Below are 5,560 nucleotides of genomic sequence, written 5' to 3'. Positions count from 1 at the left end.
GAGCTCGCCGAAGGCCTCGGCGGTCTTTTGCGGGTCGTTCCAGTAGCCCTGGAACACCTGCGGGCCGTGGATCCAGATCTCGCCGACCTCGCCGGGCGGCAGTTCCTTGAACGTGACCGGATCGACGATGCGCGAGTCGACATTCAGCGCCGGAATGCCCAGGCACTGCTGCTTCATGCGCTGCGGCGGATTGATGTGGGTGGCGGCCATGGTCTCCGACAGGCCGTAGCCTTCCATGTAGGTCTGGCCGGTCAGCTCCAGCATCTTCTGCGCGATGGCCGCCGGCATCGCGGCGCCGCCGCCGGAGACACGCCGCAGCCCGGAGATGTCGTATTGCGCCAGGCGCGGGTTGGACAGGAAGTCGATCATCATGGTCGGAATCAGGGTCCAGGTGGTGACCTTGTAGCGCGTGATCAGCTGCCCGGCGGCGTCGCGGTCCCAGCGCGGCAGCACGACGATGGCGCCGCCGCTGTAGATCATCGCATTCATCACCGACTGCATGCCGGTCACGTGGAAGAACGGCAGCACCGCCAGCGTCACCTGATCCGGCGCCACCGGCCCCGACCAGGTCGGGCTGGCGACCGCGTTGAACATCACCGAGCGGTGCGTGTGCACGCAGCCCTTGGGCTTGCCGGTGGTGCCCGAGGTGTACGGCATGCAGGCCAGATCGTCCGGCCCCGCCTGGTGCGCGCGCGGCGCCTGGCGCTGGCCGAGCGCGTCCCGCCAGGCGACCACGCCGTCGATCGCCGGCACGTCGCGCGGCGCGCGCACGAAGTCGGGCACGTTCAGGTCGGTCGGCGCGCTCGCGTAATCGGAATAGGTGGCGACGATCGCGCGCGAAAGGCCGGTCGTGCCGACCAGCGGCGCGGTGCGCGCGAAGATTTCCTGCGACACGATCGCCACCTTCGCGCCGCTGTCGTCGATGTAGTGCCGCAGCTCGTCGGTCATCAGCATCGGATTGACCGGCACCACCATCGCGTCGGCGCGCAGGATCGCGTAATAGGCGATGATGAACTGCGGGCTGTTCTGCATGTTGAGCAGCACGCGGTCGCCGCGCGCCACGCCGCACACGTTCTGCAGATAGCCGGCCAGCGCCAGCACCTCCGCATGCAGCTGCGCATAGCTCAGTACCGTGTCGTAGAAAATGATCGCCGGCCGCTGCGGATAGCGGCGCGCGGAAATTTCCAGGTTCACATACACGCTGGTGTCGGGGGTGCTGATGGCATGCGGCAGCCCTGCCGGCCAGTGGGGGTAGTGCGTGGTGTTCATTGTCTCGCTCTTCTTGTTGGTGGAATTCGATAGGTGCGCGGCAGAAATCGGATGAGCTGCAACGATGTACTGCGGCGCAATCCGATTGTGCGCCCGGCATCGCCAACCTGAATGTCAAGATTTTTACAATTTGTCTCAGGCATCGCCGACCGGCAATAACGGGACAACGGCGCCCCGGCGGGGAACCAATTGTGCATTGCACATGCCTGACTCATCGCACTGACTACGAGCGATGGCGAACCGATGAATGCGAAATCGACGTTGACGATGGCGCCGCGCCCGCGGGTGGCGCTGGTGCTGCAGGGAGGCGGCGCGCTCGGCGCCTATCAGGCCGGCGTGTACCAGGCGATGCACGAGAACGGACTGACGCCGGACTGGGTGGTGGGCACGTCGATCGGCGCCATCAACGGCGCCATCATCGCCGGCAACGAGCGCGACCAGCGCCTGGCGCGCCTGAAGGAATTCTGGGACACGGTCGCGCACCGCGACCTGTTCGACATGCGCCGGGTGCCGGACGCGGCGCGGCGCTTCAACACCTGGCTGACCACCATCGATTCGGTCGCGCGCGGCGTGCCCGGCTTCTATGCGCTGCGCTGGATGAATCCGTTCGCCGCCGGCCTGCCGGTGGAACCGGAAGACGCCAGCTTCTACGACACCAGCGCGCTGGAAGAGACGCTCACGCGCCTGGTCGACCTGCACTGCCTGAATGTATCGAGCGGCGTGCGCCTGACGGTGAGCGCGATCCGCGTCACCTGCGGCCGGCTGGAGAATTTCGACACCGCGCAGCATCCGATCGACATCCGCCACGTGATGGCCAGCGGCGCGCTGCCGCCCGGCTTTCCGCCGGTGCGCATCGACGGCGAGCTGTACTGGGACGGCGGCCTGTATTCGAACACGCCGCTGGAAACGGTGCTGATCGACGAGCCGCATGTCGACACCATCTGCTTCATGGTCGACCTGTGGAGCGCGGAGGGGCCGGAGCCGGCCAGCATCGAACAGGTGCACACGCGCCAGAAGGATGTGCTGTACGCGTCGCGTTCGCGCCGCCATATCGACGCCTATCTGCGCGGCCACAAGCTGCGCCGCCTGGTGCGCATGCTGCGCGCGAAAATCCCCGACGAGCAGCTGAGCGCGCAGGAGCGCGCGGAACTCGACAAGGTCGGCACCGACACCACCATGCACATCGTGCGCCTGGCCTATGCCGGGCGCGACTGGCAGATGGCGTCCAAGGACCTCAATTTTTCCAGGGGCTCGATCGAGTGGCGCTGGGACCAGGGCTATCAGGACGCCTGCCGCGCGATCGAAGCGGCGGCCTGGCGCGGCGCCACGCCGGAAGGCGCCGGCGTGCTGGTGCATGAAATCGGACCGAAGGGGCGCGACGAGCGGCTGACCGCGTGAGCGCCGCCCCCACTGAGCGCCGCCCCCGCATGAGCGCCGCCGTTTCCCGGATGCCGCTGCAATTTTGAAAACTTTTTCCCGGCTGCCGGCGTCGAACTTCCGTGCCGGCTGCGCGGCGCGCCCGTTCTTGCATCGCGCAAATATTTTCCGGCGCAATTCTTTCCTGCATCAGAACGCCGAAGAAAATGAACATGCCGATGCGAACTTTTCTTTCCCTGACGCTGGTCTGCGCCTGCTCCATCGGCGCAACGGCTTTTGCCGGACAGGCGGCCGCTTCCGATTCCAGCCAACCAGCAGGCAAGACCTCCCGGCCGAAGCATGACGCCGCTGCCAAGCCCCTGCGCGGCAAGGCATCCTATTACAGCCGCAAGTTTGCCGGAAAGAAGATGGCGGACGGCACGCGGATGAATCCGCATGCCGCCATCGCCGCGAGCAAGACCTTGCCGCTGGGAAGCAAGGCCAAGGTCACCAACCTGGAAAACGGCAAGAGCGCCGAGGTGGAAATCCGCGACCGCGGGCCGTATGTCGATGGCCGCATCGTCGATGTGTCGCCCAGGGTGGCGGACATGCTCGGCATGGAAGATCAGGGGGTGGTGCCGGTCGAGGTCAGGCCGATCGAACGCGCGCGCCAGGGAGAATGAGGCCGTCGCCGGTTGGCAGCATGAAGGGCTTCACGGCTAACCGGCTTTGGCCGCTCTCGATTTCCAAATCAATTGCGCAAGCGCATCCGTACAGGCACTATAGGCCTTCAGAACATACGGGATGCACCATGCCGAAACCGACCGCCGATCACTCGACCGACACCCTCCGCGCGCTGCGCGCCAGACAGCCTTTCCTGTGGCTGAATCCGTCGCGCCGGCCTGCGGCCGCTGCCTTGGCCGGGGAGCCGATCGGCCTGGCCGCGATCGAAGCGGCCAGCGCGCGCTGGCAGCGCTTCGCGCCGCTGCTGATGCAGCTGTTTCCTGAGACGGCCGCCAGCGGCGGCCTGATCGAATCGGCGCTGATCCCGGTGCCCCGCCTGCAGCTTGCCCTGTCCGGCGCGGCGGCTTCGGGACAATGGTTCATCAAGGCCGACCACGCATTGCCGATCGCCGGCTCGGTCAAGGCGCGCGGCGGCATCCACGAAGTGCTGGAATTCGCCGAAAGGCTGGCCCTGGAACACGGCCTGATCGACGATTCCAGCGACTACGCGCTGCTGGCGCTGGCGCCGGCGCGCCAGTTGTTCGCGCGGTATACGGTCGCGGTCGGCTCGACCGGCAATCTCGGCATGAGCATCGGCGTGATCGCTTCCGCGCTCGGCTTCCGCGCCCAGGTGCACATGTCGGCCGACGCGAAACAGTGGAAGAAGGAGCGCCTGCGCCGCCACGGCGTCGAGGTGATCGAACACGCGGGCGATTACGGCGCGGCGGTGGCGGCGGGGCGGCGCGCGGCGCAGGGCGATGCCTTCGCCTATTTCGTCGACGACGAGCGCTCGCTGTCGCTGTTCCTCGGCTATGCGGTGGCGGCATTGCGGCTGCGCGCGCAGTTGCGCCAGGCCGCGCTGGCCATCGGTCCGGACGCGCCGCTGTTCGTCTACCTGCCGTGCGGCGTGGGCGGCGCGCCGTCCGGCATCGCATTCGGCCTGAAGCAGGTGTTCGGCGACCATGTGCATTGCTTCTTCGCCGAACCGGTCGCCTCGCCCTGCGTGCTGGCGCAAATGAGCCATCCGGAACATCCCGGCATCTCGGTCTACGACCTCGGACTGGACAACCGCACGGCGGCGGACGGACTGGCGGTCGCCACCGCCTCGGAACTGGCGGTGCGGGTGATGACGCCGCTGCTGTCTGGCATCTTCACCGTCGAGGACGATGCGCTGTTCCGGTATCTCGCCCTGCTCTACGACAGCGAAGGCATCCGCATCGAACCGTCGGCCGCGGCCGGGTTCGCCGGGCCGCAATTGCTGACGGAATCGGCCGCTGGGCGGCGTTACCTGCGGGAGAACGGCCTGGAACGCGTGATGGACCAGGCCGTGCACCTGCTGTGGACCACCGGCGGACTGTTCGTCCCGGACGACGAGTACGCCGCCTTTCTGGCGCGCGGCCGGCGCTGAACGGGGCCGGCATGACACTGCGCATCAGGCGTTATCGCGCGAGCGACCGGAAGGCGGTGATCGCCGCCTTCCGCTCGAATGTCCCCGCTCATTTTCCGGCCTCGGAGGAGCGCTGGCTGCGCTCCTGCCTGGATGAACCGGACGGCCCCTTGTTTGTCGTGGTCGACGGCGCGGAGGTGATCGGCTTCGGCGGCTACGAACTGTCCGAGTTCTACCATCTCGGCACGCTCGTCTTCGGCCTCGTGCGGGCGGACCGGCACGGCACCGGCGTGGGCCGGATGCTGCTGCATTACCGCCTGCTGCACATGGCCAGGCGCAAGCTGCGCCCGCGTTACGTCACGGTGGACACCCACCCGCACACCGCCGGCTTCTTTAAGCGCTGCGGCTTCGTCGAGATCGCCCGCTGGCCGGGCGGCTACCGCTCCGGGCGGGACCGGGTCGATTTGCGCTTCGAGCTGACGGACGCGGCGGTGGCGTCGCTGCTGCAGCGTTCGTCCTGAGCGAATAGGGCGTGTCACCCATTGCGCGCCGGTCATTTGGCAGCGCCGCCGCCTTCCGCAAGTTCCCGACGGAATTCGATATAACTCAAGACTTTGCAAGCCTTCCTGCGACAACGGGATTTCTTCCCGTTGCCGTCGTGTCCAACCGTTGATTGCGGCGCCCCAACAACATCATCAGCAGAAAAGCCGGAGACGCCGGCTTTGCCGCAATCCGTCTCACCTTCCTTCTGCACATCCGCCAAATCAGGGAGCACATAGCGACGTTAGCAGGCTGTTGAAAAACGTCGCGAGCGGGCCGAGATTG

Annotated in this window: 5 protein-coding genes; 4 read left to right on the top strand and 1 reads right to left on the bottom strand. The window is 66.9% G+C overall.

Annotation, left to right across the window (positions count from 1 at the left end):
• Positions 1-1,269 (bottom strand): AMP-binding protein (locus A6M56_RS10140; RefSeq protein WP_286758112.1); only part of this gene is annotated, 1,269 nt, incomplete at its 3' end.
• Positions 1,270-1,512: 243 nt separating this feature from the next.
• On the opposite strand from A6M56_RS10140, the gene A6M56_RS10135 reads away from it, so the two are divergent.
• The 4 genes from A6M56_RS10135 to A6M56_RS10120 all read left to right on the top strand — a co-directional run bounded on the left by A6M56_RS10135 (position 1,513) and on the right by A6M56_RS10120 (position 5,256).
• The gene (locus tag A6M56_RS10135) at positions 1,513-2,667 is read left to right on the top strand and encodes a patatin-like phospholipase family protein (RefSeq protein WP_286758111.1); all 1,155 of its coding nucleotides are present in this window, start codon (positions 1,513-1,515) and stop codon (positions 2,665-2,667) included.
• A gap of 185 nt (positions 2,668-2,852) precedes the next feature.
• Positions 2,853-3,308: a septal ring lytic transglycosylase RlpA family protein gene (locus A6M56_RS10130; RefSeq protein WP_286758110.1), complete on the top strand. Its 456-nt coding sequence runs from the start codon at positions 2,853-2,855 to the stop codon at positions 3,306-3,308.
• 128 nt (positions 3,309-3,436) lie between these two features.
• Positions 3,437-4,756: a D-serine ammonia-lyase gene (dsdA, locus tag A6M56_RS10125; protein WP_286758109.1), complete on the top strand. Its 1,320-nt coding sequence runs from the start codon at positions 3,437-3,439 to the stop codon at positions 4,754-4,756.
• 11 nt (positions 4,757-4,767) lie between these two features.
• Positions 4,768-5,256 carry a GNAT family N-acetyltransferase gene (locus A6M56_RS10120; protein WP_286758108.1) on the top strand — a complete coding sequence of 163 codons (489 nt, stop codon included), beginning with the start codon at positions 4,768-4,770 and terminating at the stop codon, positions 5,254-5,256.
• Positions 5,257-5,560 lie beyond the last annotated feature (304 nt).

The organism is Ralstonia sp. RL (assembly GCF_001683835.1).
Lineage (GTDB): Bacteria > Pseudomonadota > Gammaproteobacteria > Burkholderiales > Burkholderiaceae > Ralstonia > Ralstonia mannitolilytica.
Note: the sequence above shows the minus strand (reverse complement) of the source record. Positions and strands in the feature narration are given on the sequence as shown.

Bases quoted from the DNA above. Each gene is read 5' to 3' on its own strand.
- A6M56_RS10120 (WP_286758108.1), top strand. From the start codon at position 4,768: ATGACACTGCGCATCAGGCGTTATCGCGCGAGCGACCGGAAGGCGGTG.
- A6M56_RS10130 (WP_286758110.1), top strand. From the start codon at position 2,853: ATGAACATGCCGATGCGAACTTTTCTTTCCCTGACGCTGGTCTGCGCC.
- A6M56_RS10135 (WP_286758111.1), top strand. From the start codon at position 1,513: ATGAATGCGAAATCGACGTTGACGATGGCGCCGCGCCCGCGGGTGGCG.
- dsdA (WP_286758109.1), top strand. From the start codon at position 3,437: ATGCCGAAACCGACCGCCGATCACTCGACCGACACCCTCCGCGCGCTG.